26 protein-coding genes are annotated in these 24,369 nt (G+C 73.4%); 16 read left to right on the top strand and 10 right to left on the bottom strand.

The window, feature by feature from the left end:
* Positions 1-251 precede the first annotated feature (251 nt).
* Together AC3ET3_RS13020 and AC3ET3_RS13025 are read right to left on the bottom strand one after the other, a co-directional pair.
* Positions 252-923 (bottom strand): ThuA domain-containing protein, encoded by a 672-nt coding sequence (locus tag AC3ET3_RS13020; RefSeq protein WP_432135757.1) that lies wholly within the window; start codon positions 921-923, stop codon positions 252-254.
* 85 nt (positions 924-1,008) lie between these two features.
* Entirely contained in the window at positions 1,009-1,692 is a 684-nt protein-coding gene (locus AC3ET3_RS13025; RefSeq protein ID WP_435612161.1) for a hypothetical protein, read from the bottom strand.
* 58 nt (positions 1,693-1,750) lie between these two features.
* Here AC3ET3_RS13025 and AC3ET3_RS13030 point away from each other — a divergent pair, with 58 nt between their 5' ends.
* Positions 1,751-2,305 (top strand): VOC family protein, encoded by a 555-nt coding sequence (locus AC3ET3_RS13030; protein WP_432135759.1) that lies wholly within the window; start codon positions 1,751-1,753, stop codon positions 2,303-2,305.
* Here AC3ET3_RS13030 and AC3ET3_RS13035 read toward each other — a convergent pair.
* The 3 genes from AC3ET3_RS13035 to AC3ET3_RS13045 all read right to left on the bottom strand — a co-directional run bounded on the left by AC3ET3_RS13035 (position 2,302) and on the right by AC3ET3_RS13045 (position 5,425).
* Positions 2,302-2,979: a helix-turn-helix transcriptional regulator gene (locus tag AC3ET3_RS13035; protein ID WP_432135760.1), complete on the bottom strand. Its 678-nt coding sequence runs from the start codon at positions 2,977-2,979 to the stop codon at positions 2,302-2,304. The genes AC3ET3_RS13030 and AC3ET3_RS13035 overlap by 4 nt on opposite strands.
* A 120-nt stretch (positions 2,980-3,099) precedes the next feature.
* Positions 3,100-4,041 (bottom strand): AraC family transcriptional regulator, encoded by a 942-nt coding sequence (locus AC3ET3_RS13040; protein ID WP_432135761.1) that lies wholly within the window; start codon positions 4,039-4,041, stop codon positions 3,100-3,102.
* 220 nt (positions 4,042-4,261) lie between these two features.
* Positions 4,262-5,425, bottom strand: a complete 1,164-nt coding sequence (locus tag AC3ET3_RS13045) for a YihY/virulence factor BrkB family protein (RefSeq protein ID WP_435612162.1) — start codon at positions 5,423-5,425, stop codon at positions 4,262-4,264.
* Positions 5,426-5,496: 71 nt separating this feature from the next.
* Here AC3ET3_RS13045 and AC3ET3_RS13050 point away from each other — a divergent pair, with 71 nt between their 5' ends.
* The 15 genes from AC3ET3_RS13050 to AC3ET3_RS13120 all read left to right on the top strand — a co-directional run bounded on the left by AC3ET3_RS13050 (position 5,497) and on the right by AC3ET3_RS13120 (position 20,672).
* Positions 5,497-7,143 (top strand): acyl-CoA dehydrogenase family protein, encoded by a 1,647-nt coding sequence (locus tag AC3ET3_RS13050; protein WP_432135763.1) that lies wholly within the window; start codon positions 5,497-5,499, stop codon positions 7,141-7,143.
* Positions 7,144-7,501: 358 nt separating this feature from the next.
* Positions 7,502-8,782 carry a GAF domain-containing protein gene (locus tag AC3ET3_RS13055; protein WP_432135764.1) on the top strand — a complete coding sequence of 427 codons (1,281 nt, stop codon included), beginning with the start codon at positions 7,502-7,504 and terminating at the stop codon, positions 8,780-8,782.
* Positions 8,783-8,947: 165 nt separating this feature from the next.
* On the top strand, positions 8,948-10,378 hold the full coding sequence (locus AC3ET3_RS13060) for a hypothetical protein (RefSeq protein WP_435612163.1): 1,431 nt from the start codon (positions 8,948-8,950) through the stop codon (positions 10,376-10,378).
* A 17-nt stretch (positions 10,379-10,395) separates the two neighbouring features.
* On the top strand, positions 10,396-10,974 hold the full coding sequence (locus AC3ET3_RS13065; RefSeq protein WP_432156278.1) for a GNAT family N-acetyltransferase: 579 nt from the start codon (positions 10,396-10,398) through the stop codon (positions 10,972-10,974).
* Positions 10,975-11,125: 151 nt separating this feature from the next.
* Entirely contained in the window at positions 11,126-11,209 is an 84-nt protein-coding gene (locus tag AC3ET3_RS13070; RefSeq protein ID WP_310739661.1) for a putative leader peptide, read from the top strand.
* 144 nt (positions 11,210-11,353) lie between these two features.
* Positions 11,354-13,054 carry a nitrite/sulfite reductase gene (locus AC3ET3_RS13075; protein ID WP_432135767.1) on the top strand — a complete coding sequence of 567 codons (1,701 nt, stop codon included), beginning with the start codon at positions 11,354-11,356 and terminating at the stop codon, positions 13,052-13,054.
* On the top strand, positions 13,051-13,239 hold the full coding sequence (locus AC3ET3_RS13080; RefSeq protein ID WP_432135768.1) for a hypothetical protein: 189 nt from the start codon (positions 13,051-13,053) through the stop codon (positions 13,237-13,239). The genes AC3ET3_RS13075 and AC3ET3_RS13080 overlap by 4 nt, the downstream gene beginning before the upstream one ends.
* Complete coding sequence (locus tag AC3ET3_RS13085) at positions 13,236-13,946, top strand: phosphoadenylyl-sulfate reductase (RefSeq protein ID WP_432135769.1); 711 nt, start codon at positions 13,236-13,238, stop codon at positions 13,944-13,946. The genes AC3ET3_RS13080 and AC3ET3_RS13085 overlap by 4 nt, the downstream gene beginning before the upstream one ends.
* Positions 13,947-14,053: 107 nt before the next feature.
* The gene (gene cysC / locus AC3ET3_RS13090; RefSeq protein WP_432135770.1) at positions 14,054-14,590 is read left to right on the top strand and encodes an adenylyl-sulfate kinase; all 537 of its coding nucleotides are present in this window, start codon (positions 14,054-14,056) and stop codon (positions 14,588-14,590) included.
* The gene (gene cysD, locus AC3ET3_RS13095; RefSeq protein WP_432135771.1) at positions 14,587-15,522 is read left to right on the top strand and encodes a sulfate adenylyltransferase subunit CysD; all 936 of its coding nucleotides are present in this window, start codon (positions 14,587-14,589) and stop codon (positions 15,520-15,522) included. The genes cysC and cysD overlap by 4 nt, the downstream gene beginning before the upstream one ends.
* Before the next feature lie 2 nt (positions 15,523-15,524).
* The gene (locus AC3ET3_RS13100) at positions 15,525-16,859 is read left to right on the top strand and encodes a sulfate adenylyltransferase subunit 1 (protein WP_432135772.1); all 1,335 of its coding nucleotides are present in this window, start codon (positions 15,525-15,527) and stop codon (positions 16,857-16,859) included.
* A gap of 205 nt (positions 16,860-17,064) precedes the next feature.
* Positions 17,065-18,171, top strand: a complete 1,107-nt coding sequence (locus tag AC3ET3_RS13105) for an aliphatic sulfonate ABC transporter substrate-binding protein (protein WP_432135773.1) — start codon at positions 17,065-17,067, stop codon at positions 18,169-18,171.
* Between the two features lie 73 nt (positions 18,172-18,244).
* The gene (locus AC3ET3_RS13110) at positions 18,245-19,030 is read left to right on the top strand and encodes an ABC transporter ATP-binding protein (RefSeq protein WP_432135774.1); all 786 of its coding nucleotides are present in this window, start codon (positions 18,245-18,247) and stop codon (positions 19,028-19,030) included.
* Positions 19,017-19,925, top strand: a complete 909-nt coding sequence (locus AC3ET3_RS13115; protein ID WP_432135775.1) for an ABC transporter permease — start codon at positions 19,017-19,019, stop codon at positions 19,923-19,925. Before AC3ET3_RS13110 ends, AC3ET3_RS13115 begins: the two co-directional genes overlap by 14 nt.
* Positions 19,926-19,931: 6 nt before the next feature.
* Positions 19,932-20,672: a sirohydrochlorin chelatase gene (locus AC3ET3_RS13120; protein WP_435612164.1), complete on the top strand. Its 741-nt coding sequence runs from the start codon at positions 19,932-19,934 to the stop codon at positions 20,670-20,672.
* Between the two features lie 47 nt (positions 20,673-20,719).
* Here AC3ET3_RS13120 and AC3ET3_RS13125 read toward each other — a convergent pair whose 3' ends face one another.
* From AC3ET3_RS13125 to AC3ET3_RS13145, 5 genes are all read right to left on the bottom strand, one after another.
* Entirely contained in the window at positions 20,720-21,391 is a 672-nt protein-coding gene (locus AC3ET3_RS13125; protein ID WP_432135777.1) for a beta-glucanase, read from the bottom strand.
* 189 nt (positions 21,392-21,580) lie between these two features.
* A complete protein-coding gene (locus AC3ET3_RS13130) occupies positions 21,581-22,195 on the bottom strand; it encodes a TIGR03086 family metal-binding protein (RefSeq protein WP_432135778.1) in 615 nt (204 codons plus the stop codon).
* A 74-nt stretch (positions 22,196-22,269) separates the two neighbouring features.
* Positions 22,270-23,274 carry a ketopantoate reductase family protein gene (locus tag AC3ET3_RS13135; RefSeq protein WP_435612165.1) on the bottom strand — a complete coding sequence of 335 codons (1,005 nt, stop codon included), beginning with the start codon at positions 23,272-23,274 and terminating at the stop codon, positions 22,270-22,272.
* A 144-nt stretch (positions 23,275-23,418) separates the two neighbouring features.
* Positions 23,419-23,805 carry a nuclear transport factor 2 family protein gene (locus AC3ET3_RS13140; RefSeq protein WP_432135780.1) on the bottom strand — a complete coding sequence of 129 codons (387 nt, stop codon included), beginning with the start codon at positions 23,803-23,805 and terminating at the stop codon, positions 23,419-23,421.
* Positions 23,789-24,346 (bottom strand): DUF1697 domain-containing protein, encoded by a 558-nt coding sequence (locus tag AC3ET3_RS13145; protein WP_432135781.1) that lies wholly within the window; start codon positions 24,344-24,346, stop codon positions 23,789-23,791. The genes AC3ET3_RS13140 and AC3ET3_RS13145 overlap by 17 nt, the downstream gene beginning before the upstream one ends.
* Between the last annotated feature and the right edge of the window lie 23 nt (positions 24,347-24,369).

The following is a 24,369-nucleotide window of genomic DNA, read 5'->3' on the forward strand; positions in this document are numbered from 1 at the left end:
GGTCAGTCGAACACCGTGACGGAGAGAGGGAGCACCCATCTCGATACAGCGTTCACGGGTCTCACCTCCTCCGGCGAAGTCACGGTCCCTCGCAACGTACCAGCCGGCCGGTCGGTCCGCCCAACCCTTTTCCCGGCAGCGAGTGCGGCCGCGGTCCTCCTGCGCAGCGCCGCGGCTGCCGTGTTTTCCCTCGCCCCCCTCATCGGCAACGGTGCCGGACCGGGCCCCGGATGCGCCGGCCGGCTCCCGGGTCACCGCCCCCCGCGGCCGGTACGCCCGGAGGCTGCCGCCGCCCAGTCGATCCCCCCTCGCAGGTGGGCGAGGAACAGCGCGTCCTCGTAGGCTTCCGGGGCGTGTCCGAGCGCGGTGTAGAACACCCGGCCGGCGCCCTGGTCACGGCACCAGGCGAGCGGGTGGTCAGGCCCCATCCCCCCGCCCTCGTACGACGTCTCGTCCGCCCTCAGCAGCACCCGGACCACCGGACGCGGGTTGCCGCGGAAGTCGTACCACTCGTCGGTGAGGTCCCAGACGGCGGGCAGCCCCCGGGTGGCGGGGTGGTCGTGGTCCTCGACGACCGCCTTGCCCGGCTGGTGGTCGGGGTGCCGTTCGAACCAGGTCCCGAGCAACTCCCCGTAGTACGGCCACCCGTACTCGGTGCAGGCCGCGGCGTGCACCCCCACGAACGCCCCGCCCGCCTCCACGTACGCGGCGAGCCGCTCCCGCCCCGCCGGGGTCAGCACCTCGCCGCTCGTGGACAGGAAGACCACGGCCGCGTACCGGTCCAGCGGTCCTTCCAGCGCCGCCGGTTCCTCGCTGTGGTCGACGTCGTACTCCCCCAGCGCCCGCAGGGCGGCGACGCCGGCCGGGATGGAGTCATGACGGTAGTCGGTGGTGCGGGTGTACACGAGCAGTCGCGCGGTCATGCTCCGACCCTACGGCCGCGCCCGCTCCCGTCCGGCGTTCCGCTCGGGGCGAGGGTTCCGGCTGCCGGACCGCCGTCCCGCCCGGTCAGCCGCCCGTGTTGACGTCGTTGTCGGGGGCTGCGTCCCCCACGGGCGGGAGGTCTCCGCGTTCCACCGGCTCGCCGCCGCTCGCCGGGGCGGGCGGGAGGAGGGCGTCGAGTTCCTCGGCGGTGGGGCGGTGGAGGCGGGTGGCGGCGGTGCGCAGGACGGCGCGGGGGACGTTCTCGCCGGTGACGCGGACGACGTGGCCCTGACGGGGGACGAGGTAGCCCGTGGCCTTCCCGGTGCCCCGGACCCAGGCGTCGCCGTCGCGGGTGCAGGGCGTGCTGGCCGCGGAGTCGTCGGTGGCGGGCCAGATGGGGCAGTTCTCGGCGGTCAGGGTGCCCCGGTCGACGTAGAGGTGGAGCTGGGCGCCGGTGCCGGGCGAGACGTAGGTCGCGGAGAAGCCGTCCCCGCCGTAGACGCCGACGGACTGCCGGGCGAGGGTGTAGCCGGGTGCCTCGGTGGTGTAGACGTGCTCCGGCGCTATGCCCAACGCTTGTGCTCGGGACGCGAGTTCGGCCGGGTCTGCGGGTGCCGGGGCGCCGGTTCCGGTCGGGGTGGCGGTTCCCGTCGGGGCGCCGGTTCCGGCCGGGGCGGCGGACGGGGAGCCCGGCTCCTCGGTGCCGCAGCCGGCGGTCAGGAGGGCGACCAGGAGGAGGGCCGGCAGGGCGCGTACGGAACGGATCATGCGGCCATCCTGACGCACCGGGGTTCCACGAGGGCGGCCCGGGTGTGGCTCCGCCGACGTGTCCGATTCGTTCAAGACCGGCAGGGCGGGAGCAGCCTACGGTCGGCGTATGGGTTCACATACGGGTTCACATACAGGTGCGTCTACGGGTTCACGTACGACTTCGCGCGCGGCCGCGCGGACCACCTCACGGGTGACTCCGCGGTGCGACGCCGTCGGACTCGTCGTCTCCGACATGGCCGCCGCTGTCGCCTTCTACCGCCGGCTCGGACTCGCCTTCCCCGAGGGGGCCGAGGAGGGGCCGCACGCGGAGGCCGGCCTGGGCGGCGGGATGCGGCTGCTGCTGGACACCGAGGCGGGTGTGCGGTCCTTCCACCCGGACTGGCGTGCGCCGTCCGGGAGCGGACGGGCCTCGCTCGCGTTCCTCTGTGCCGGTCCGGAGGAGGTCGACCGGGTGTACGAGGAGCTGGTGGGCGCCGGGTACCACGGTGAGCTGGGGCCCTGGGACGCCGTGTGGGGGCAGCGGTACGCCGTCGTGCACGACCCGGACGGCAACGGGGTGGATCTGTTCGCGCCGCTGGGACGCCACGGGGATCCGTCAGCAGGGCTCTAGGACCCTCGCAGCAGGTCCTTGGGGGTGCGGCCCGTCAGCTCCCGCACGTCGCGGGCGAGGTGGGCCTGGTCCGCGTAACCGGACCGGATCGCCGTCGTCGCGAGGGGTACGCCGTCGCGGGCCAGCGCCACGGCGCGCTGAAGGCGCAGGACGCGGGCCAGGGTCTTCGGGCCGTAGCCGAACGCGTGCCGCGAGCGCCGGTGCAGCTGGCGCGCGCTGAGGCCGAGTTCGTCGGCGAGCGCGCCGACCGGGCGGCCCTCGGCGAGCGCGGTGACCAGCCTGCGCAGGGCCGGTTCGGGCGGGGCCGCGTACGCGAGGGCGATCTCCTCAAGGGCCCGGGCGGGGCAGGGGGCCGCCTCGACCCCGGCGGTCAGCCGGCGTACCCGGGCGGCCGGCCAGAGGTCGGCCAGGTCCACGCGGCGGTCGAGCAGTTCGTGGGCCGGGACGCCCAGGAGGTCCGGTGCCGTGCCGGGGAAGAGGCGGACGCCGGACCAGGGGGTGGGCGGGCCGCCGGGCGTGTGGGCGTGGGTGTCGGGGCCGGCGACCAGGAGGCGGCCCTCGTGCCACAGCAGGTCCATGCAGCCGTCGGGCAGCACCGGCCGGGGGGCGGCCGCCGAGGGCTCGTTGCTCCAGAGGACCGCACCGGGAAGTCGGGAGGGGCGCTCCTGGTACACACGGACAGGCTAGGGCCCTTCCGGCGGGTCCGCCCGGGCCGGCCGTACAGCGGGGCCGCCCGCCCGGCCGTACGGCGGGGCCGATCGGGCCCGGGTCGTACGGGGGCCCGTCCCGCGCCGCTACACGGCCACCAGGCGGCCCCGGTACTCCTGCGGGCTCACCCCGTGGACCCGCTTGAACGCGGCGGACAGCGCGAAGGCGCTGCCGTACCCGACCTGCCGGGCGATCGCCCCGATGGTGTCCTCGGTGTCGCGCAGGCGGTCGGCGGCCAGGGCCAGGCGCCATCCGGTGAGGTGGGTCATCGGGGGTTCGCCGACCAGGTCGGTGAAGCGGCGGCCCAGGGCGGCCCGCGACACGCCCGCCTCGGCCGCCAGCGCCGCCACCGTCCACGGGCGGGCCGGGTCGTCCTGGAGGAGACGCAGGACCCGTCCCACCACGGGGTCGCCGAGCGCCCGGTACCAGGCCGGTGCCGCCCCCTCCGGGCGGGCGAACCAGGCCCGCAGCGCGGAGATGACCAGCAGGTCCAGCATCCGGTCCAGGACGACCTCCTGGCCGGGTTCCTCTCGGACGATCTCCTCCGCGAGCAGCGGCGTCAGCGGGGAGGGCCACCGGTCGGCGGGCAGGTGGAGCAACGGCGGCAGCGCGGCCAGCAGCCGGCGGCTGATCTCGCCCGCCATCTGGTAGGTGCCGATCAGGACGACCGTCTCCCCGTCCAGCCGGTTGCCCCACGTGCGCACGCCCAGGTCCATGGACCCGTTCAGCGAGCGCCCGTCGGGGTAGGTGCACCGGCCGCCGGGCAGGATCACGGCCTGCGGGGCGGTTCCGGGATCGTCGGCGCACGCGTAGGCGTCGGGCCCGCGCGCTATGGCGAGGTCGCCCGCCGCCAGCCGTACCCGCTCCCCCGCGTCCGGCAGGATCCACGCGTCGCCACGCACCACGAGCATCACCGTCAGCGGGGCCCGGTCCTCGACCCGTACGCTCCAGGGCGGGTCGAAACATGCGCGGATCATGAAGGCGCCCCTGGCGCGCGGCCCGTCCAGCAGCCCGGCGAGTACGTCCATGGCGTCAGCGTATGCGCGCGCTCGTGCGGTGGAAGCACGCGCGGGCGGCCGAGCGGCGCGGGCCACGGCCTTCGTACGGGCCACGGCGGTGGCTGGGGCGGTGGACCCGCGGCCCGCACTGCCCCCGCGGGGGCGGGGGACCCGCGGCCCGCACGCCCCGCGGCCCGCACGGCCCCAGGCGGGCCGGCCGGGACTTGCGGACGGGCGCGCCCCGGCGCCGCTACTTCTCCCTCGGCGTGCCGCCGTCCCCGGGACCCCCCTTGTGGGCCGTACGCGCCGTCGTGCGCAGGCGGCCCGTGACGTCCTCGGGTGGGAGGAAGCGGGACCAGCGCTCGGGGAACTCGGACGGCATGTCGGGGTCGTCCGGGTCCTCGTGGGCGCGGGCGGCGGCGATGCGGGCGACGTACTCGGCGGCCTCCTCCTCCCGCAGCCGCTCGTTGGCCGCGCGGGCGGCGGCGGTCGCGGCGGCCGGCCACACACGGTCGATCGCGGCGTTGACGGCGGCCCCGACCAGCACGGCGAAGGCGGACACGCCGATCCACAGCAGGACGGCGACGGCGGCGGCGAGCGAGCCGTAGATCGTGGCCCCCTCGATGGTGCTCTGCAGGTAGAGGCGGAGCAGGAAGCTGCCGAGCACCCACATGCCGAGGGCGACCAGCGCGCCCGGGACGTCCTCGATCCACGGGGAGCGCACCGGCACGGAGACGTGGTACAGGGTCGTGAGGAAGACGACCGACAGGACGAGGACCACCGGCCAGTAGAGCACCTGCACGAGGGTCGCCGACCCCGGCACGAGCCGCACGACGGCGTCCGGCCCGGCCACCATCAGCGGCAGCGCGACCGAGCCGATCAGCAGCGCGGCGATGAACAGCAGGAAGGCGACCAGCCGGGTCTTGACGATGCCCCGGACGCCGTCCAGGCCGTACATGACGGTGATCGTGTCGATGAAGACGTTGACCGCGCGTGAACCCGACCACAGGGCGAACAGGAACCCTATGGAGATGACGTCGGGCCGGCCGCCCTTCATCACGTCGTCGAGGATCGGCTGGGCGATCTGCTGGACGCCCTTGTCGGACAGGACCGTGCGGGAGGCCTCCAGCAGGTTGGTCTCCAGGCTGGTGATGGTGTCGGTGCCGGTCCAGTCGTCGACGTAGCCGAGGAGTCCGATGAGGCTGAGCAGCAGCGGCGGCACGGACAGCAGCGTGAAGAAGGCCGCCTCGGCGGCGAGGCCGAGGATGCGGTACTCGATGCAGGAGTTGACCGTGTCCTTCAGGAGCAGCCAGGCGGTCCGTCGCTTGGAGACGTTCCGGTAGAGGGCACGCGCCCGGTGCAGACGCCCCGCGGCGGCTCCGGGTTGCTCGGGTGACTGACTTGCTGGCTGCACGTCCTAAAGGTATCCGCCGTACGAGGGTGCACTCATCCCCGGTGGGCCCTGCGTCGGGGTAGGTTCGCGGTATGGCAGGCAGCACGCACTCCGTGATCAACCAGCCCCCTCCTCTGATCGGATACGACGTCTACGGCGCCGATCGTGCCCTGGTGGCGGCCGTCGAGCGACATCTGGACCCGGCGGTGCTCGGCGAGGCGAGAAGCGAGCTCTCGGCCCTGGGCCGGGCCGCCGGGTCGGCCCAGCTGCGGGAGTGGGCCGTGCAGGCCGACGAGAACCCGCCCCGGCTGCACACCCACGACCGCTACGGGCGGCGCATCGACGAGGTGGAGTTCCACCCGGCCTGGCACCGGCTGCTCGGCAAGGGTGCCGGGGCCGGCCTGACGGCCGCGTGGACCCGGCCCGGCGGGCATGTACGGCGGGCCGCCGGGTTCCTGGTGTGGACACAGGTCGACGCCGGCACCTGCTGTCCGCTGTCCATGACGCACGCGGCGGTCCCGGCGCTGCGCGCCGAGCCGGAGCTGGCCGCCGAGTGGGAGCCGCGGCTGACGTCGAGGCTGTACGAGCGGCAGCTGCGGCCCGCAGGGCAGAAGGCGGGTGCCCTGTTCGGCATGGCGATGACGGAGAAGCAGGGCGGCAGCGACGTCCGGGCGAACACCACGTCGGCGCGGCCGCTCGCCGAGGCGGGAGCGTACGAGCTGACCGGGCACAAGTGGTTCTGCTCGGCGCCGATGTCGGACGGGTTCCTGGTGCTGGCCCAGGCGGCCCCGTCGGCGGGAGAGGGCGGTCTGACCTGTTTCCTGGTGCCGCGGGTGCTGGACGACGGCACCCGCAACCCGTTCCTGCTGCAACGCCTCAAGGACAAGCTGGGCAACCGGTCGAACGCCTCCGCCGAGGTCGAGTTCGACGGGACGTGGGCGCGCCGGGTCGGCCCGGAGGGGCGGGGGGTGCGCACCATCATCGACATGGTGGCGGCCACCCGTCTGGACTGTGTGCTGGGCTCGGCGGGGCTGATGCGGCAGGCGGTCGCGCAGGCCGTGCACCACTGCGACCACCGGGAGGCGTTCGGCGGGAAGCTGGTCGACAAGCCGCTGATGCGCAACGTGCTGGCGGATCTCGCGCTGGAGTCGGAGGCGGCGACGACGCTGGCCATGCGGCTCGCGGCGGCCTGCGACGACGGGAGCGAGAGCGAGCGGGCGCTGCTGCGCGTCGCGGTGCCGGCCGCGAAGTACTGGGTGACCAAGCGGTGCGCGCCGGTGGTCGTGGAGGCCGCGGAGTGCCTGGGCGGCAACGGCTACGTCGAGGAGTCCGGGATGCCCCGGCTGGTGCGCGAGTCGCCGCTGAACTCGATCTGGGAGGGCGCCGGCAATGTGCAGGCGCTGGACGTGCTGCGGGCGCTGCGGCGCGAGCCGGCGGCGTTGGACGCCTATCTGCGGGAGGTCGGTCTGGCGCGGGGGGCGGACCACCGGCTGGACACGGCGATCAAGGACCTGCTGACGGAGCTGGCCGATCTGGAGGGGGCCGAGGCCCGGGCACGACGGCTGGCGGAACGGTTCGCCCTGGTGTTGCAGGGGGCGCTGCTGGTCCGGTTCGCTCCCCCGGAGGTCGCCGACGCGTTCTGCGCGGGCCGGCTGGGCGGGGACGCGGGCGCGTCCTTCGGGTCGTTGCCGCACTCCCTGGACGTGGCGTCCGTGGTGGCCCGGGCCCGGCCGGAATGAGCCGTGGGGGGCGGTCGCCCGGCCGGAGGCCGTGAGCCGCGAGCGGCGCTGAAGGGGGGGGCGGGGGTGGTGCTGCGCCGACACGGCACCACCCCCGCCGGATTGGCCCTGCGAGGCCAGAAACGCCGCTCGGGACGGCGTTGCTCAATCTTCAATCAGCGGCGCGGGGGCGCACCAGGGTTGCAGAGGGTTGCAACTTGCTGACGGTGTGACCGGAGTGTGCCCTTCCGTGCGTGCGGGGCGGCAGTATGAGACGCACCGGAGCGGCCGGAAACCGTCGGCCCGACGGCTTGACACCCGCCCGCGTCCTCTGGTGAACCCTGTGTGCCGGACCGCTTCTGCTCTTCGGGAGGCCCTTGTGGCGAAGTCGCCCGTGAACGTGGCGCAGCTCGCGGCCGTGGACGCCGCCCGGGCGGCGCGCGTGCTCAGCGAGGTGCGCGACGCCAGGCTCGCCGGGCAGCGGGCGCGGGTGGCGCCCCGCCCGGTGATCGAGCAGTCGTGGGAGCGCATGCTGCGCCACGGTGTGGACCCGGAGCACGACCGCCGGTCGGGGCTGCTGAGCTCCGAGGAGGTGCGCCGGCGCCGGGACGCCTCGCCACTGAAGGAGGTGCTGCCGGTCCTGCGGGAGGGACTGCTGTCGGTGGCGGACACCGCGCACCACATCATGGTGGTCGCCGACGAGGACGGCCGGGTGCTGTGGCGGGAGGGCTGCGTGCCGGTGCTGCGCCGGGCGGACGTGCTGGGCTTCGAAGTCGGCGCCGACTGGCGGGAGGACGTGGTGGGCACCAACGGCATCGGCACCCCGGCGGTGGTGCGGGGGCCGGTCCAGGTGTTCGCCTCCGAGCACTTCGTGCGCTCGCAGACCACGTGGACCTGTGCGGGCGCCCCGATCACGGACCCGCGGGACGGTCGGCTGATCGGCGTGGTGGATGTCAGCGGCCCCCTGGAGACGATGCATCCGGCCACTCTGGCCTGGGTGGACTCGGTGGCGAAGCTGGCGGAGGCGCGGCTGCGCGAGAGGCATCTGGTGGCGCTGGAGCGGCTGCGGGCGGTGGCGGCGCCGATCCTCGCCCGGCTGGGCGGCCGGGCCGCGGTGGTGGACCGGGACGGCTGGACGGCGGCGGTCAGCGGGATGCCGTACACCAGCCGGATCACGTTGCCCAAGCCGCCGCTGCCGGGCCGCCGGTGGCTGCCCGCGCTCGGGGTGTGCGCGGTGGAGCCGCTGGACGGGGGCTGGCTGATCCGGGCCGCCGACGAGCCGCTGCCGCCGGGCACCACCCGGATCGTGCTGGATTTGACCCGGCCGCGCCGCTGGTCGGTGCGCGTGTCCGGGGCGGCGGGCACCTGGTCGCACGAACTGAGCCCGCGCCACGCGGAGTTGTTGTACCTCCTCGCGGTGCGCGACGGGGGGCGCAGCGCGGCCGACCTGGCCGGGGAGGTGTTCGGCGACCCGGGGCGGACGGTGACGGTGCGGGCCGAGATGTCGCGGGTGCGGCGGTATCTCGGGGGTCTGCTGGAGCATCGCCCGTACCGCTTCAGCGAGGACGCCGACGTCGAGCTGCTGCTGCCCGACGACCCTCGGGACCTGCTCACGCACTCCTCGGCACCTACGGTGGCCGCCGGGCGCGAACGTGGCTGATTCCTATCGCATTCGGGCGGCCGCCGGGACATCTTCCGGGTATCTGCGCAGTCTTCGTCCGCGGCCCGGGTCCCCTGCCGTAGCATCCCCCCTACGGGCCACCCCACCTGCTCCTGTGTCAACGTACGGACCACCGGGCGCAGTTGGCTCGCCTCGGGAGGACGAATGAAGCATCGGGGCCGACACCGCCGGCGCAGGCGCGGCAGGGCGCTGCGCGCGTTCCTGGCCGGAACCGCTCTGGCGCTCACCGGCGCCGCCACGCTGATCAGCGCGTCCCAGGCGACGGTCACCGACGATCCCGGGGCACTGAGGTCCCTCGCCGCCACCGGCGCCGAGGCCGGCGCGGCGCGGCTGGCGGAGGAGCCGGTGCCGCGCGCCGCCCTCGACCGGCTGGCCTCGGCCATGGGGCGCCCCCTCGGTGTCGGGGAGGTGCTGGCCGACGCCGACCACACGCTGCGCGGCGCCGACGACTGCGCCCCCGATGAGCGGGGCGCGCTGCCCGAGGCGCCGGCGGCCACCCGGGCGTACTGCTGGGACGCCGAGGACACCCGCGGCTGGCACGCCGGTGCCGTCACCACCTCAGGTGACGCCTCCGACGACGGCCGCTGGGGTGCGCACCAGGTGATCCTCGCGGGCTGGTCGACGGTCGGCGACGAGACGGAGCCGGACGGGACGTCCGACGCGGGGAGCACGACGACCGAGGCGGGCGGCACGACGGACGAGGCGGGCGCGAGCGGTGCCGCCGAGGCCGGGGACGCCGTCGTACCGGACGGCGCGCCGGGGCCCGGTGGCAGGGACGGCGGCGGCCGTCTGGCTCGGGTCGCCTTCGTCGACGCGGACGATCCGGAGCGGCTCAGCTACACGTGGGTGCTGCTCGTCGTGCCCGTGGAGGGCGGCCGGGACTACCGGGCCCTGGAGTCGCGGGTGGCGGGGATGGTCTGGTTCCGGGACCGGCTGCTGGTGACCGCCGACGAGGGCGACCGCACGGCGCTGTACGTGTACGACGTCAACCGGATCCACCGGGCCACCGCGCCCGGCGACGCCGTGGGCCGGGTGCCCGGCGGCTGGTCGGCGCACCACGCCCGGTTCGTCCTGCCCGCGGTCGGCACCTACCGTCCGGCCGGAGGCCCGGGAACCCCCTCCACCGCCTCCGTGTCGCTGGACCGCAGCACCACCCCGCCCAGCCTGGTCGCCGCCGAGCGGACCACCCCGGACGGCGACGGGCGAGCGCGCCTGTGGCGCTACGCGTTCAGCGCCGTGCCGGAGCGCTCCGGGCCGCTCGTCACGGACGCCGCGGGGCGGGCGGTGCCGGACGAGGTGTACGAGACGAAGGCGACCGGGGTGCGCGGGGTACTGGCCCGCGACGGCGCCTGGTACGTGACGCGGGCGGCCGCCCCGGGGCACGAGCACGGCACGCTGTGGCGGCAGGACGGAGCGGGAGCGCGCTCCCCGACCTGCGGCTCGGGTGTCCACCGCTGCTGGAGCGGGCTCACCCGGTCGCTGTCCTACTGGCCCCGGACCGGCGAGGTGTGGGCGCAGTCGGGGCGGACGCTGTTCGCGCTGGAGCTGGCGGACATCGACAGATCGGCCGAGTAGATGGTTGTCTGACCGGCATGAGCAACATCCCCGTGACCACCTGGTCCCTGGAGCAGACCTCCCCGGCCGACCTGCTGCCCGCCGCCGCACCCGACGAGGAGGTGGTGGTGACGCGCGCCGAGGTGCCCTCCCCCGAGTTCAGCCGGTTCCTGTACGCGTCCGTGGGCGGGGACATCCGCTGGGTGGACCGGCTGGGCTGGTCGTACGCCCGGTGGCGGGAGCACCTGACGCGTCCGGGGGTGGAGACCTGGGTGGCCTACGAGCGGGGCACACCGGCGGGGTACGTGGAGCTGACCCCGGGGGACGACGGGGTCGTGGAGATCGAGTACTTCGGCCTGATCCCGGCGTTCCGGGGCCGGCGCATCGGCGGGCACCTGTTGTCGTACGGCACCGCCCGCGCGTGGGACCTCGCGGAGCGCTGGCCGGGGCTGGCCGAGACCAAGCGGGTGTGGCTGCACACCTGCAGCCTGGACGGCGAGCACGCCATGGCCAATTACCAGCGGCGCGGTTTCCGGCTGTTCGACACCAAGGTGGAGGAGCAGCGCGCGGTGGCGGCCCCGGGGCCGTGGCCGGGCGCCCACCCCGAGGCCGGCTGAGACCGCGGCGCCTACCGCGCCCGACCTGCGCGGACAACCCCTCGTCCGCGCCATGTGACCGACACCACCCTTGTCCCACTCTTCGGGACAAGGGTGTCCGCATTTTGGACAAAGCTGGACTGTGTCCAGATCGCCATGACACGCTTCCGTCATGCCTGGAACTGGAATTGCCTTGGTGAGTCGGCGGCACGTCGACCTCGGCCGCATGTCCAGCGCCATCTGTCCGGCGAGCTGACGCCCACAGCACCGCCGCATCCCCCTTTGGTCTCCCTGTGCGCGACGAGGCGCACGGCAACGCACTCGTGCGCCCGTATGCGCAGGTCAGAGCCGTTCTGCAGTTTTTCTCGAAGTCCCGACAGTCCCGAAGGACGTATTCACGATGGCCGCCACCCCGCAGAATCCTGCCGCCTCCGCGCCCCGCCGCAAGGTGAGCCGTCACCGCGGTGAGGGTCAGTGGGCCATGGGCCACTTCACCCCGCTCAACGGCAACGAGCAGGCCAAGAAGGACGACGACGGTCTCAATGTGCGGACACGCATTGAGACGATCTACTCCAAGCGGGGTTTCGACTCCATCGACCCCAGCGACCTGCGCGGCCGGATGCGCTGGTGGGGCCTCTACACCCAGCGCAAGCCCGGGATCGACGGCGGCAAGACCGCGGTCCTGGAGCCCGAGGAACTGGACGACGAGTACTTCATGCTGCGCGTCCGCGTCGACGGCGGCGCGCTGACCACGGCGCAGCTGCGGGTCATCGGTGAGATCTCCCAGGAGTTCGCGCGCGGCACCGCCGACATCACCGACCGGCAGAACGTCCAGTACCACTGGATCCGGATCGAGGACGTCCCCGAGATCTGGAACCGGCTGGAGGCGGTGGGCCTGTCCACGGTGACCGCCTGCGGCGACACCCCGCGCGTGATGATCGGATCCCCCGTCGCGGGCATCGCCGAGGACGAGATCATCGACGCCACCCCGGCCCTGGAGGAGATGAAGCGCCGGGTGCTGAACAACCCGGCCTACTCCAACCTCCCCCGCAAGTTCAAGACGGCCATCTCGGGTTCACCGCTGCTGGACGTGGTGCACGAGATCAACGACGTCGCGTTCGTCGGCGTCCGCCACCCCGAGCACGGCCCGGGCTTCGACGTGTGGGTCGGCGGCGGCCTGTCCACCAACCCCAAGCTGGGCGTACGGCTCGGTGCCTGGGTGCCGATCGACGAGGTCCCCGACGTCTACGAGGGCGTCATCTCGATCTTCCGGGACTACGGCTACCGCCGGCTGCGCAACCGGGCCCGGCTGAAGTTCCTGGTCGCCGACTGGGGCGCGGAGAAGTTCCGCCAGGTCCTTCAGGACGAGTACCTCGGCGGGCGCAAGCTGCTCGACGGGCCCGCCCCCGAGCAGCCCGTCCAGCAGTGGCGCGACCACATCGGCGTGCACCGTCAGAAGGACGGCCGCTTCTACGTCGGTTTCGCGCCGCGCGTCGGCCGCGTCGACGGCGCCACGCTGACGAAGATCGCCGACCTGGCGGAGGCGCACGGCTCGGGCCGGGTGCGTACCACGGTCGAGCAGAAGATGATCGTCCTCGATGTCGCGGAGGACCAGGTCGACTCGCTGGTCGACGGTCTGGAAGCGCTGGACCTCACCGCGCGGCCGTCCTCGTTCCGGCGCGGCACCATGGCCTGCACCGGCATCGAGTTCTGCAAGCTCGCCATCGTGGAGACCAAGCAGCGCGGCTCGACGCTGATCGACGAACTGGAGCGCCGCCTCCCGGAGTTCGACGAGCCGATCACCATCAACCTCAACGGCTGCCCGAACGCCTGCGCCCGTATCCAGGTGGCGGACATCGGTCTCAAGGGCCAGCTGGTCGTCGACGACCGTGGCGAGCAGGTCGAGGGCTACCAGGTGCACCTCGGCGGCGCCCTCGGCCTGGAGCCCGGCTTCGGCCGCAAGGTGCGCGGCCTGAAGGTGACGGCGCAGGAACTGCCGGACTACATCGAGCGCGTCCTCAAGCGGTTCCAGGCCGAGCGCGAGGACGGCGAGCGGTTCGCCGCCTGGGCGGCCCGCGCCTCCGAGGAGGCCCTGTCGTGAGCGAGCGCGCGGCGCCCTTCTACTGCCCCTACTGCGGCGACGAGGACCTCCGGCCGAGCGAAGCCGGGGAGGGCAGGCACGGCACCTGGGAGTGCGGGGCCTGCAACCGCGCATTCCAGCTGAAGTTCCTCGGACTGCTCGCCCGGGGTCTGCGGCAGGCCGAAAACGGAGGGGACCGGACATGACGGCGGCTCAGCAGGAGCGCACGGCCGATGAGTTGAAGGCACTCGCCGAGCAGGCGGGGCGCGACCTGGAGGACGCCTCCGCGCTGGAGATCCTCCAGTGGGCGGTGGACACCTTCGGGACGTCCTTCTGCGTGACCTCGTCCATGGAGGACGCGGTGGTCGCCCACCTCGCTTCCCGCGTCCTGAAGGGCGTGGACGTGGTGTTCCTCGACACCGGCTACCACTTCCCCGAGACCATCGGCACCCGGGACGCGGTCGAGGCGGTGATGGACGTCAACGTCATCACCCTCACCCCGCGCCGGACGGTCGCCGAGCAGGACGCCGAGTACGGGCCGAAGCTGCACGACCGCGACCCCGACCTGTGCTGCAGGCTCCGCAAGGTCCAGCCGCTGGAGGAGGGTCTCACCGGCTACCAGGCGTGGGCGACCGGGCTGCGCCGCGACGAGTCCCCGACCCGGGCGAACACCCCGGTGGTCGGCTGGGACGAGAAGCGGCAGAAGGTCAAGGTCTCGCCGATCGCGCGCTGGACGCAGGACGACGTGGACGCCTACGTCGCCGAGCACGGCGTACTGACCAACCCGCTGCTGATGGACGGCTACGCCTCGGTCGGCTGCGCGCCCTGCACCCGCCGGGTCCTGGCGGGCGAGGACGCCCGTGCCGGTCGCTGGGCCGGCAGCGCCAAGACCGAGTGCGGACTGCACGCATGACCGCCGCCCACGGCGCACACACGGCATCCACAGCCGCGGCTGTTACTGCTGTGACCGAAGTGACGCGCCCCACGGCGCAGACGACCACCACGACTCAGGAGACTCACGTGACGAGCGGAGCCACCGTCTGGCTCACGGGGCTGCCGAGCGCCGGCAAGACCACCATCGCCCACGAACTGGCCGGCCGGCTGCGCGCGGAGGGCCACCGCGTCGAGGTGCTCGACGGCGACGAGATCCGCGAGTTCATCTCGGCGGGCCTCGGCTTCAGCCGCGAGGACCGGCACACCAACGTGCAGCGCATCGGCTACCTCGCCGAACTGCTCGCCCGCAACGGCGTCAAGGCGCTCGTCCCGGTGATCGCGCCCTACGCCGACAGCCGTGAGGCCGTGCGCAAGCGCCACCAGCAGGGCGGCACCGCGTACCTGGAGGTGCACGTGGCCACGCCGGTCGAGGTGTGCTCCGTACGCGATGTGAAGGGCCTGTACGCCAAGCAGGCGGCGGGCGAGCTGACCGGACTCACCGGGGTCGACGACCCCTACGAGGAGCCCGAGACGCCCGACCTGCGCATCGAGTCCCAGAACCAGACCGTGCAGGAGTCCGCGGCGTCGGTGTACGCCCTGCTCACCGAAAGGGGACTGGCATGACGACCGTCGCCGCCGTCCACGAGGACACGGAAAGCCCGTACGCCCTCTCCCACCTGGACGCCCTGGAGTCCGAGGCCGTCCACATCTTCCGTGAGGTGGCCGGGGAGTTCGAGAACCCGGTGATCCTGTTCTCCGGTGGCAAGGACTCCATCGTGATGCTGCACCTGGCGCTGAAGGCGTTCACGCCGGCGCCGGTGCCGTTCGCGCTGCTGCACGTGGACACCGGGCACAACTTCCCGGAGGTCATCGACTACCGCGACCGCGCGGTGGCCGAGCACGGGCTGCGGCTGCACGTGGCCTCCGTGCAGGACTACATCGACCGCGGCGTCCTCAAGGAGCGCCCGGACGGCACCCGCAACCCGCTGCAGACGCTGCCGCTGACGGAGAAGATCCAGAGCGAGCGGTTCGACGCGGTCTTCGGCGGCGGCCGGCGCGACGAGGAGAAGGCGCGGGCCAAGGAGCGGGTGTTCTCCCTGCGGGACGAGTTCTCCCAGTGGGACCCGCGCCGCCAGCGGCCGGAGCTGTGGAACCTGTACAACGGCCGGCACGCGCCCGGTGAGCACGTGCGGGTGTTCCCGCTGTCGAACTGGACCGAGCTGGACGTCTGGCAGTACATCGCCCGCGAGGGCATCGAGCTGCCGGAGATCTACTTCGCGCACGAGCGCGAGGTGTTCGCCCGCAACGGCATGTGGCTGACCGCCGGCGAGTGGGGCGGGCCGAAGGACGGCGAGACCGTCGAGAAGCGGCTGATCCGCTACCGGACCGTCGGTGACATGTCCTGCACGGGCGCCGTCGACTCCGACGCCACCACGCTGGACGCCGTGATCGCCGAGATCGCCGCCTCCCGGCTCACCGAGCGCGGCGCCACCCGCGCCGACGACAAGCTCTCCGAGGCCGCGATGGAAGACCGCAAGCGCGAGGGGTACTTCTAAACATGAGCACGACCACGACCGAGGCGCTCTCGGCCACCACCCTGCTGCGGTTCGCCACCGCCGGTTCCGTCGACGACGGCAAGTCCACCCTGGTGGGCCGGCTCCTGCACGACTCCAAGTCGGTCCTCGCCGACCAGCTGGAGGCCGTGGAGCACGCGTCCCGCAACCGCGGCCAGGAAGCGCCCGACCTGGCGCTGCTGACCGACGGTCTGCGCGCCGAGCGCGAGCAGGGCATCACCATCGACGTGGCCTACCGCTACTTCGCCACGCCGCGCCGCCGGTTCATCCTGGCCGACACCCCCGGGCACGTGCAGTACACCCGGAACATGGTCACCGGCGCCTCCACGGCCGAGCTGACGGTGATCCTCGTCGACGCCCGCAACGGGGTCGTCGAGCAGACCCGCCGGCACGCCGCGATCGCCGCGCTGCTGCGCGTCCCGCACGTCGTGCTCGCCGTGAACAAGATGGACCTGGTCGGCTACCAGGAGTCCGTGTTCGCGGCCATCGCCGAGGAGTTCACGGCGTACGCGACCGAGCTGGGCGTTCCCGAGGTCACCGCGATCCCGATCTCGGCGCTGGAGGGCGACAACGTGGTGGAGCCCTCCGCCCACATGGACTGGTACGGCGGCCCGACGGTGCTGGAGCACCTGGAGACCGTCCCGGTCAGCCACGACCTGGCGCACTGCCACGCGCGACTGCCCGTGCAGTACGTGATCCGGCCGCAGACCGCCGAGCACCCCGACTACCGGGGGTACGCCGGCCAGATCGCCGCCGGTACCTTCCACGTCGGCGAGGACGTGACGATCCTGCCGTCCGGCCGCGCCACGAAGATCGCCGGGATCGAGCTGCTGGGCAGCCCGGTCGACGTCGCCTGGACCACCCAGTCGGTGACGGTGCTGCTGGCGGACGACGTCGACGTCTCGCGCGGCGACCTGATCGTGCCCAGCAAGGACGCGCCGCCGACCACGCAGGACGTCGAGGCCACCGTCTGCCACGTCGCCGACCAGCCGCTGACCGTCGGCCACCGGGTGCTGCTCAAGCACGGCACCCGCACGGTCAAGGCGATCGTCAAGGACATCCCGTCCCGGCTCACGCTGGACGACCTGTCGCTGCACCCGCACCCGGGGCAGCTGGCCGCCAACGACATCGGCCGGGTGAAGATCCGCACCGCCGAGCCGCTGCCGGTCGACTCCTACGCCGACTCGCGCCGCACCGGCTCCTTCATCCTGATCGACCCCGCCGACGGCACCACGCTGACCGCCGGCATGGTCGGCGAGTCCTTCGCCGCCCCGGAGCCCGTCCGGGACGGCGCCGAGGACGACGGGTGGGACTTCTGACATGCATCCCACCGACTACTGGTCCACGTTCGCCAAGGAGGGCGGCCGCGTCGGCAGCGGCGCTCTGGGCTGCGGGCAGGGCGGGGTAGCGCGATGTGCGCGATGACGTACACCCGCAGCCGTCGTCATCGACGAAAACGCCCTGCCGACCTCCCGGCCACGCTCTGAGACCGTGACCGCCGGGCCACCGAGAGGAACCCCTCCCGTGCCTGCCACCCCCGTGCCCCGCCGCACGCTCGCGGTGCTCGCCGTGCTCCCCCTGCTGCTGCTCGCCGCCTGCGGTTACGGCTCCAAGGCCGTCGACGCCGACGCCCGCCAGCAGATCGCGGCCGGGGCGGAGAAGATCGACGGACTCGACTCCGTGAGGATCGGCTACTTCGGCAACCTGACCCACGGGACGGCCCTGGTCGCGCACCACGAGGGCTTCTTCCAGAAGGCCCTCGGCGCCACCCGGGCGCGGTACCAGGTGTTCAACGCGGGACCCTCCGAGATCGAGGCGCTGAACTCGGGCTCCCTGGACATCGGCTGGATCGGGCCGTCCCCGGCCGTCAACGGCTACACCCGGTCCGAGGGCCGCAACCTGCGCATCATCGGGGGTTCCGCCTCGGGCGGGGTGAAGCTGGTGGTGAACCCGGAGAAGATCAGGACCCCGGCGGACGTCGAGGGCAGGCGGATCGCCACCCCGCAGCTCGGCAACACCCAGGACGTGGCCCTCCTCGACTGGATCGCCGAACAGGGCTGGACGGTCGACGCCCAGAGCGGCAAGGGCGACGTGTCGGTGGTGCGCACGGACAACAAGGTGGTGCCCGACGCCTACCGGTCCGGCTCCGTCGACGGTGCCTGGGTGCCGGAGCCGACCGCGTCGAAGCTGGTGGCCGAGGGCGCGAAGGTGCTGCTGGACGAGTCCGACCTGTGGCCGGACGAGAAGTTCGTGATCACGAACATCATCGTGTCGCAGAAGTTCCTCGCGGAGCACCCGAAGGCCGTCGAGGCGGTGCTGAGGGCGTCGGTCGAGACCAACCGGTGGATCAACGCCCACCCGGACGAGGCGAAGGCCGCGGCCAACGCCCAGCTCAAGGCCGACGCCGGAAAGCCGCTGCCGGCCGACGTGCTCGGCCCGGCCTGGGCGTCCATCCGGTTCACCGACGACCCGCTGGCCGCGACGCTCGCCGTCCAGGCGCGGCACGCCGCACGGGCCGGTCTGCTGGAACGGCCCGAACTGGCCGGCATCTACGACCTCGGGCCGCTCAACAAGGTCCTCGCGGCGGCCGGCGAGCCGGCCGTCGACGACGCCGGCCTGGGCGCCGGGTGAGCCCCGTGCACCAGCCCGCGGACCGACCCGCAGTCCAGCTTGCAGCCAACGAAGATCCCAGGAGGTGACGACCATGGCCATCGCGACCGTCAAGGCCGAGGACGCCCGGGCCGTCGAGCACGCCGCCCGAATCGACCACGTATCGAAGTCCTTCACCGGGCCCGCCGGGCAGCAGCTCGTCCTGGACGACATCTCGCTGGATGTCGCGCCGGGCGAGTTCGTCACGCTGCTGGGCGCCTCCGGCTGCGGCAAGTCGACGCTGCTGAACCTGGTGGCGGGGCTCGACAGGCCGTCCGCGGGGGTCATCACGACCGACGGCCGGCCGGCGCTGATGTTCCAGGAGCACGCCCTGTTCCCGTGGCTGACCGCGGGCAAGAACATCGAACTCGCCCTGAAGCTCCGGGGGGTCGCGAAGGGCGAGCGGCGCGGGCGCGCCGAGGAACTTCTGGAACTGGTCCGGCTGGGGGGCTCGTACGGCAAGCGGGTGCACGAGCTGTCCGGCGGGATGCGGCAGCGGGTCGCGATGGCCCGCGCGCTCGCCCAGGACAGCAACCTGCTGCTGATGGACGAGCCGTTCGCGGCGCTGGACGCCATCACCCGGGACGTGCTGCACGACGAGCTGACCCGGATCTGGGCGGAGACCGGCCTGTCGGTGCTGTTCGTCACGCACAACGTGCGCGAGGCGGTGCGGCTGGCGCAGCGCGTGGTGCTGCTGTCCTCGCGGCCGGGCCGGGTGGCCCGTGAGTGGCGGGTGGACATCCCGCAGCCGCGGCGGATCGAGGACGCGCCGGTGGCCGAACTGTCCCGAGAGATCACCGAAGTACTGCGTGGGGAGATCCGCCGTCATGGCCAGCACTGAGACCACCGACCCGGCCGCGCGCGACCAGGACGGCGGCGGCGAGCTGGGCGGTCTGGAGGCGGGCCTGGACGCCCTGGAGACCTCGACGACGAGCCGTACTCCGCTGCGCCGCACCCTGATCGACAAGGTGCTGCCGCCGATCGTCGCCGTCGTGGTGGTCCTGATCGCCTGGCAGGCGCTGATCTCCTTGGAGATCGTCGACGACCCGACCAAGCTGCCCTCGCCGGCCGACGTGGGCGCCGAGTTCCGCGAGGCGTGGCTGGAGGGCACGCTCCACGAGTTCGTCTGGACCAGCGTCTCGCGCGGTCTGCTGGGCTTCCTGCTGGCGCTGGCCATCGGCACGCCGCTGGGTCTGCTGGTGGCGCGGGTGAAGTTCGTGCGCGCCGCCATCGGGCCGATCCTGTCCGGTCTGCAGTCGCTGCCGTCGGTGGCGTGGGTGCCGCCGGCGGTGATCTGGCTGGGCCTGAACAACTCGATGATGTACGCGGTCATCCTGCTCGGTGCGGTGCCGTCCATCGCCAACGGCCTGGTCTCCGGCATCGACCAGGTGCCGCCGCTGTTCCTGCGCGCCGGCCGCACCATGGGCGCGACGGGGCTGAAGGGCGCCTGGCACATCGTCATGCCGGCCGCGCTGCCGGGGTACCTGGGCGGTCTGAAGCAGGGGTGGGCCTTCTCCTGGCGCTCCCTGATGGCCGCGGAGATCATCGCCTCCTCGCCCGACCTGGGCGTCGGTCTGGGCGCGCTGCTGGAGAACGGCCGCAACGCCAGTTCCATGGCGATGGTGTTCCAGGCGATCATCATGATCCTGTTCGTCGGTATCGCGATCGACCTGCTGATCTTCAGTCCGCTGGAGCGGTGGGTGCTGCGCAGCCGCGGTCTGCTGGCGAGGAGCTGAACGCCCGTGTTCGGACAGCCGGTTCTTCTCGTCGTCGCACACGGCAGCCGTGACCCGCGGCACGCCGCGACCGTGCACGCCCTGGTGGAGCGGGTCCGCGCGCAGCGCCCGGGTCTGCGGGTGGAGACCGGCTTCCTCGACTTCAACGTGCCGTCGGTGCCGGGGGTGCTGGAGTCGCTGGCGGCGGAGGGTGTGCGGGACGTCGTGGCGCTGCCGCTCCTGCTGACCCGCGCCTTCCACGCTAAGGCGGACATCCCGGCGGTGCTGCGTCAGGCGCCGGCGCGGCTGCGGATCCGGCAGGCCGAGGTGCTCGGTCCGTCGCCGCTGCTGCTGGCCGCTCTGGAGCGCCGCCTGTACGAGGCCGGGCTGAGTCCGGCCGACAAGTCCTCGACCGGGGTCGTGCTGGCCTCGGCGGGGTCCTCCGACCCGGAGGCGAGCGCGGTGATCGCAGCAATCGCGCGGGAGTGGCGGCACACCGGTTGGTGCGCCGTGCGGCCCGCGTTCGCCTCCGCGTCCCCGCCGCGCACCGAGGACGCGGTGCGGGAACTGCGCGCGCTCGGCTGCGCGCGGGTCGCGGTGGCGCCGTACGTCCTGGCGCCCGGCTTCCTCCCCGACCGCATCGCGCGTGGGGCGGCGGACGCCGATGTCCTGGCCGAGGTCCTGGGCCCGGCCCCGGAGGTGGCCCGCCTGCTGCTGCGCCGCTACGACACCGCCCGCCTGCCGCTGGCGGCCGCGGTCGGCGCCTAGAAGGCTCATGAAGAGATCTTCATGAGCCTTCTGGAGCCCGGACGGCGTCAGCGGGCCGGCCACCACCTCGTGGGCCGGTGCACGACGAGGCTCTCCACCGTGTACGACAGCTCGGTCACGTCAGGGTCCGGAGGCGGGTGGTAGCGGCCCGCCGACACCGAGAGGTTGACGATGAGGTACGCGTGCCATTCGCGGCCCACGCCGCGCCCGTCCGCGAAGACCTCCTCGCCGTTCAGCGACCACGCCACGTCGCGCCGGCCGAAGGTCACGCCCACGTCGATGAGGCCTCCGCGACGGATGGCGTCGTCGCGTACGTACTCGCCCGACCGCCGTACGTGGTTGGTCAGTTCGAGCAGGTCGGGGTTGTCCGGGTGGTACTCGAACACGTCGACCTCGTTGCCGCCGTCCCGCCACGTCCAGATCGCCGGCCACGCCCCCAGTCCGACGGGCAGCCGCACCCGGGCCCGGAGCCGGTCCCCGGCGCGGACCTGGAAGCCCTCGGCGCTCCCCTCCGTGGTCAACAGGCCGGTGTCCCACAGGCCGTCGGGTCGCCGGGTGGCGCGGAAGGTCCCGGTGCGGCTGTGATCAGCGGCATCGGTCAGGTGATCCAGCTTGTTGTCACCCGGATTGGTGGGACCACCGCCGGGATAGGCCCACGAACGCCCGGCGACCCACTGGGTCTCCGAGGCGAAATCAGCCGTGAAGACGACCTGCCACACCGCGCCCTCCTTCGACGGGGACCTCGTCGGACAGGGCAGTTCTCCCCACCTGCTCCTCGTGCATGCGGCACGCCGTAGGATCGCCGCCGTCTTTCACGCGTGTGAGTGAAGCGTACGTTTCCCGCGCCCGGCAGCACCGGTTCGGCGCCGCTCACGCCAGGCGCGCGGTGGGTCCTTGCACCGACCCGATCAGTGACCTGTTCCGTGGTCCACTCGGACGACCTTGCCCTGGCGCGGGTCCCGGCCGCTCTCGCCCAGGGCCCGGTCGAACGGCGGCGCGTCGTCGGGGACCGGCACCGGGTCGGCGAAACCGTCGTACTGGCGGTAGAGGTCGCCGTGGCGCAGGACCACGTCGAGGACGAAGCGGGCGGCGCCGTCCGAGACGCGCAGGTCCTGGCCGGTGGCGGCGGCGACGTCCCAGCCGTGCACCGCCATCTCCTTGATGATCATGGCGGCGATGTCGGCGGCCGGCATCATCGCCCCGCCCAGGTCGATCTCCCCCTCCCAGACCGCCGGGTCCGCCCAGGCCGCCACCGCGCGGTCGAGCTGGGCGGCGTACGCCTCGGCCCAGTCCGGTTCGGCGGTGAAGTCGCGGGAGGTCAGCTCCTCGGACAGCGCGGTGCGCCGGGCCCGGTGTTCCAGTCCGTGGGAGGTGTAGAGGACCCAGTGGCCGACCAGGGTCCGGACGTCCCACCCGGCGCAGTGGCTCGGGGCGTCCAGCTGCTCGGGCCGGACCCCGCGGGCGATGCGGGCCGCCTCGGCGGCGCACTCGGACATGTACTGGTGTGCCTCGTCGTACGTCATGCCGAGCACGCTACGAAGGGCCGGCGCCGGGCGTCTTGAAGAAACGCGACACCGCGCGGGCGGCCCGGCCCGGCTCAGCCGGCCTCGTCGGCGAGGCGGACCAGCTCCGCCACGGTCATCTGCCCCGGCCGACGCCGCTCCCGCGCGAACGTGTCGGCGAGTCGCTGCAGAAGGGCGTTCAGCGGGGTGGGTACGCCGTGCAGCCGTCCCAGCAGGACGATCTCACCGTTGAGGTAGTCGGCCTCGATGGTTCCGGTGCCCCGGCTGAGCGACTGCCACGAGGAACCGCCGCCGCGCGGGGCGCCGGGCAGCGGGACCAGGGTCATCCTGCCGCCCCGGGCCCGCCGCTCCTCCTCCGCACTCGCGTACGGGACGCCTGCGGCGTCGAGGACCCGCTCACCCTCGGCGCGCACCCTGGTGTACAGCGCCCTCGCGTCGGCGCTGTCGACGGGCCCGGTCAGCGCCTCCAGGGCGTTGCCCAGGTTGCTCAGCAGCTTGGCGTACTGCCACCGGGCCACGTCCGCCACCACCGGCGCCGCGAAGTGCGCCTTCTCCAGGTCGGCGGCGATCCGGTGGGTGGTGTCGTCCGCGCCGTGCGGATGGCGGCCGAGGTGGAGGATGCCGGTCAGGGGGGTGCCTGCGGCGGAGACGACGCCGGGTTCGACGTGGGTGCAGGGCAACCAGACACAGACACCGTGGACGTGCCGGAAGCGGCGCAGGGCGAGGCGCTGGCTCTCCACGCCGTTCTGCGCGCACACCAGCGGCAGCCGCTCCGCCGCGGTGCCTCCGCCGGCCACCGGCACCGGGGCCCAGGCCCGCAGCGCCGCCTCGCTGTCCTGGGTCTTCACCGCGAGGACGAGGACGTCGTCCGGGCGCAGTCCGTCCAGCCCGTCCGGACCCTCGACGACGGGCAGCCGGTACGTCAGTTCGCCCTCGGGCACCCTCAGGCGCAGCCCGTCGTCCCGCAGCGCCGCGTGGTGCGCGCCGCGCGCGACGAGCACCACCTCCTGCCCGGCCCCCGCCAGCCGCCCGCCGATGGTGCCGCCGACGGCTCCCGCCCCGATGATGATGTAGCGCATGGGCCGAGCCTCGCACAGGCCGGCCTCGCCGCAGAGGGCAGGGCCGAACGACCGTGGCCGGTAGGGGGGCTGATGGCCCGTCACCCGGAGGGCGGGCCGAAGGTCGTGCACCCGAGCCCCGAGACCGCCGCGCGCCACGCGGGGTCAGTCGGCGGCGGGGGTGAAGAGGGTTCCCTGGTGGAAGTACATCCGCCAGCGGCCGTCGGGTGAGCGGCGCCACAACGAACTGCGGTGCGCGTGGCGGCCGTCGTGGTCGGTGTCGAAGGTGAGGTGCACCAGGTCCGGCGCCAGCTCGACACCGTTCATCCGGGTCGCGACGATCGGGCTGTCGTCGGGGGAGGCGCCGGCCGCGAGGGCGGCGAGCATCGATGCGCGGTCCCACCGCCGGCCTGAGGCGCCGAACTCCTGCCAGTCGGGGTGCAGCAGCTCGTCGACCAGGTCGGGCCGGCAGCGCACGGCCGGGTCGAGCAGCCGCAGCTCGCCCTCGATGGCGGCGGCGACCGCCGGGCCGTGCTCAGTCGTCGAGGTCATCGGTCATCTCCAGGAGCTTGACGACGGTGTTCCAGTTGCGGGTGGTGGCGATCAGGCCCTTGGTGAGGCGGGGCCGGGACAGGGCCTCGGCGAGCTTGGACCGGCCGAGCCCGTCGGGCGCGTACAGGTAGAGGGCCCGGTCGCCCAGCCGGTAGTCCTCGGGGGCGTACGCCGCCGGATCGACCGAGGCGAAGCGGTCGGCGCCCACGGGAGCGGAGAAGTAGGTGACGTGCAGTTGCCTGGGCTGCAGCTCGGCCGCGGGGAAGGGACAGTCCTCGGCGACGGCCTTCAGGTAGGCGTGGTCGCGCACGATCACGTCCACGGCGAACCCGAACCGCTCGTCGACGGCCCGCGCCAGCTCGGCGGCGAGGGAGTCCTCGTCGCCGTGGTCCGACGCGAAGACGGCCTGACCGCTCTGCAGGTAGGTGCGGACCCCGACGTGCCCGAGGCCCTCCATCAGGGTCCGCAGTTCGGCCATCGGGAGCTTTCGGCTGCCGCCCACGTTGATGCCGCGCAGCAGCGCCGCGTACGTCGTCGTCATGGGCCCACCCTAAGCGGCTCCCG

It is taken from the genome of Streptomyces sp. bgisy159, assembly GCF_057707805.1.

Bases quoted from the DNA above. Each gene is read 5' to 3' on its own strand.
- AC3ET3_RS13020 (WP_432135757.1), bottom strand. From the start codon at position 923: ATGACCGCGCGACTGCTCGTGTACACCCGCACCACCGACTACCGTCAT.
- AC3ET3_RS13115 (WP_432135775.1), top strand. From the start codon at position 19,017: ATGGCCAGCACTGAGACCACCGACCCGGCCGCGCGCGACCAGGACGGC.
- AC3ET3_RS13140 (WP_432135780.1), bottom strand. From the start codon at position 23,805: ATGACCTCGACGACTGAGCACGGCCCGGCGGTCGCCGCCGCCATCGAG.
- AC3ET3_RS13075 (WP_432135767.1), top strand. From the start codon at position 11,354: ATGGCCGCCACCCCGCAGAATCCTGCCGCCTCCGCGCCCCGCCGCAAG.
- AC3ET3_RS13050 (WP_432135763.1), top strand. From the start codon at position 5,497: ATGGCAGGCAGCACGCACTCCGTGATCAACCAGCCCCCTCCTCTGATC.
- AC3ET3_RS13130 (WP_432135778.1), bottom strand. From the start codon at position 22,195: ATGACGTACGACGAGGCACACCAGTACATGTCCGAGTGCGCCGCCGAG.
- AC3ET3_RS13085 (WP_432135769.1), top strand. From the start codon at position 13,236: ATGACGGCGGCTCAGCAGGAGCGCACGGCCGATGAGTTGAAGGCACTC.
- AC3ET3_RS13110 (WP_432135774.1), top strand. From the start codon at position 18,245: ATGGCCATCGCGACCGTCAAGGCCGAGGACGCCCGGGCCGTCGAGCAC.
- AC3ET3_RS13145 (WP_432135781.1), bottom strand. From the start codon at position 24,346: ATGACGACGACGTACGCGGCGCTGCTGCGCGGCATCAACGTGGGCGGC.
- AC3ET3_RS13065 (WP_432156278.1), top strand. From the start codon at position 10,396: ATGAGCAACATCCCCGTGACCACCTGGTCCCTGGAGCAGACCTCCCCG.
- cysD (WP_432135771.1), top strand. From the start codon at position 14,587: ATGACGACCGTCGCCGCCGTCCACGAGGACACGGAAAGCCCGTACGCC.
- AC3ET3_RS13100 (WP_432135772.1), top strand. From the start codon at position 15,525: ATGAGCACGACCACGACCGAGGCGCTCTCGGCCACCACCCTGCTGCGG.
- AC3ET3_RS13025 (WP_435612161.1), bottom strand. From the start codon at position 1,692: ATGATCCGTTCCGTACGCGCCCTGCCGGCCCTCCTCCTGGTCGCCCTC.
- AC3ET3_RS13060 (WP_435612163.1), top strand. From the start codon at position 8,948: ATGAAGCATCGGGGCCGACACCGCCGGCGCAGGCGCGGCAGGGCGCTG.
- AC3ET3_RS13135 (WP_435612165.1), bottom strand. From the start codon at position 23,274: ATGCGCTACATCATCATCGGGGCGGGAGCCGTCGGCGGCACCATCGGC.
- AC3ET3_RS13040 (WP_432135761.1), bottom strand. From the start codon at position 4,041: ATGGACGTACTCGCCGGGCTGCTGGACGGGCCGCGCGCCAGGGGCGCC.
- AC3ET3_RS13070 (WP_310739661.1), top strand. From the start codon at position 11,126: ATGCCTGGAACTGGAATTGCCTTGGTGAGTCGGCGGCACGTCGACCTC.